This window comes from Candidatus Protofrankia californiensis (assembly GCF_900634765.1).
In the GTDB taxonomy this organism is placed as follows: Bacteria; Actinomycetota; Actinomycetes; order Frankiales; family Frankiaceae; genus Protofrankia; species Protofrankia californiensis.
This window is the reverse complement of the sequence record NZ_CAAAFT010000493.1, coordinates 3,083-5,454: the sequence shown is the minus strand read 5'-3', so window position 1 is coordinate 5,454 and position 2,372 is coordinate 3,083. Positions and strand designations below refer to the sequence as shown.

General features: G+C 70.1%; 1 protein-coding gene and 1 pseudogene. One reads left to right on the top strand and one right to left on the bottom strand.

Annotated elements, in window-relative coordinates; genetic code table 11:
• Nucleotides 1–203 (bottom strand): annotated as a pseudogene (locus DD1DGNOD_RS30360) (peptidase S1); the annotation flags it as partial.
• Between the two features lie 597 nt (nucleotides 204–800).
• On the opposite strand from DD1DGNOD_RS30360, the gene DD1DGNOD_RS25725 reads away from it, so the two are divergent.
• Nucleotides 801–2,348, top strand: a complete 1,548-nt coding sequence (locus DD1DGNOD_RS25725) for a bifunctional glycosyltransferase family 2/GtrA family protein (protein ID WP_241255993.1) — start codon at nucleotides 801–803, stop codon at nucleotides 2,346–2,348.
• The last annotated feature ends 24 nt before the right edge of the window (nucleotides 2,349–2,372 follow it).

The window sequence follows — 2,372 nt, the reverse complement described above, 5'->3', positions numbered from 1 at the left end:
GATCCCGGACCGCCCGGTAGCGGGCCGCCGCCGGCGGCAGCCTGAGTCGGCTGAGCGTTGGCGACGGGGTAGGGGTCGGCATCCGGTACCGCCCAGTCTGAACCGTCCCGGCCGGTCGCGACGCCGTCGATGTCGTCGTCGGGTGCGTGCGCGTTCAAAGATGATCCGTCCGCGAAGGTGGCGAAGGGGGGCCGCGTGCTCATGGTACGAACCTTCCCCTCACAAGCTGAGTGAATACTGAAGTACAGACAACAGTCGGCTGAGACACGACGCCGGACAGTGTCCGCAGCCCGGCACAGCCTGAGCTGGTAGTACTGGTCAACGCCCTCGCCGGGTGACAGATGGGCGATGGCGGCGACGTCAAGGTACGAGGTGCCGCGTCAAGGTACGAGGTGCCGCGTCGCGCCGGCAGACGCGTCCACCCCGCCTCGGGCATCCACCTGCGACCTCCCACGAGGTGCCTTCACAAGGGCGTCCTGCACCTTCACGAGGGCCTCCCGCAACAGGCCTCATCACCACCGACGGGCTCTTACCACAACGGGGCTTTTACCACAGCGGGTATTACAACGGGCCCCTCGCACCGCCTCCCACCCCGCCTCCGCCGTCGCGACACGAATCCCGGCCTCCCGCGACGGCCACTCAGTAGCTTCTCAGGCGCGGTTCAGGCCGTTCTCACCGCGGTCGTCGACTGTTGAACCGTGAAGCTGCCGAAACGTTTTGGGGACGACCGTCCCGCCGGCCCGTCTCCGTCCGGATCGCTTGGTGCGGTATCCGCGCGCAGCGAGTCCCATGACCGTGCGGTGTCTATCACAGGCGCGCAATCTGTCACCCGCGCGCCCGGCCTGCCGGAGCCCGACGAACCTGCGCGCACGAGCATCCTCGTCGAATCCGGGCCGGCGGACGTCGACGCCGACGGCGAGACGTCCCGACCGTTACCCGGATTCGAGCCCGACGGTCCGCGGACGATCCCGTTGCAGGCCCCGGGCGGACCCGACGGTCAGGACGCGGCCGCCGGCTGCTGGACCGCGGTGGCGGTGCAATCGCGCGGGACGCCTCCGCCGCGGTCGCGGCAGCAGCCTCTCGTCGAGGTGGTCGTCCCGGTCTACAACGAGCAGGAGGCCCTCGACGGCAGTATCCGGCGGCTGCACGACTACCTGACTCGTCGCTTCCCCTTCGGCTGGCGTATCACGATCGCCGACAACGCCAGCACCGACGCCACCCCGATCGTCGCCCGGCGCCTGGTCGACGAGCTGGACCGGGTACGCATGACGCGGCTGGAGGCCAAGGGCCGCGGTCGGGCCCTGCGGGCGGTCTGGTCGTCCTCGGACGCCGACGTCGTGGCGTACATGGACGTCGATCTCTCCAGCGGCCTTGAGGCGTTCCTGCCCCTGGTCGCGCCCCTGCTGTCGGGCCATTCGGACGTCGCGATCGGATCCCGGCTCGTCCGCGGTTCCCGGGTCGTCCGGGGGCCGAAACGGGAGATCATTTCGCGCTGCTACAACTCGATGCTGAGAGTGGCCTTCCACACCTCCTTCCGGGACGCCCAGTGCGGGTTCAAGGCCGTACGGGCGGACGTGGCCCGTGCGCTGCTGCCCGCCGTCGAGAACGACCACTGGTTCTTCGACACCGAACTGCTGCTGCTGGCCGAACGCAACGGCCTACGCATCCACGAGGTGCCGGTCGACTGGGCCGACGACCCGGACTCGCGGGTCGACGTCGTGGCAACCGCGATGGAGGACATCCGCGGAATGATCCGGGTCGCTCACCGCATCATCGCCGGACGGGCCGGGGTGGACCTGCCACCACAGGTCCGTGCCGCGCGACTGCCTCGCGACATGGGCCGCCAGCTCGGGACGTTCGCGGCGATCGGGGTGTGTTCGACCCTTGCGTACGTCGTCGCCTACGCGCTGCTCCGTCAGGGCGGGACGTCGTCCTTCGCGGCCAACTTCGTCGCGCTGTTCGTCACGGCCGTGGGCAACACCTGGGCCAACCGGCGCCTGACGTTCGGGCAGGTGGGAAGCGAGGGGGCGCTACGCCAGTTCGCCGAGTCCGGGGCCGTGTTCGTGCTGGGGCTTGCGGTGTCCTCCGCCGGGCTCGGACTGCTGCATGCGCTCTGGTCGTCGTCCGGGGTCCTTGTCGAGATCATGACCGTGCTGTTCAGCGGCGCGCTGGCCACGGTGGTGCGATTCGTGCTGATGCGAGCCTGGGTCTTCCACCCCGCCCGGTCCCCCGCGCCCGCGACACCTCGACCGGAGGTGGCGCCTCGACCGGAGGGAGGAGCGGGACGGCGGGGAGCAGCCGCCCGCGCCACACCGTGCCGCCCACGCGGTAGGACTGTAAGGCGGTAGGACGGTAAGGCAGCGGGGTCGTAC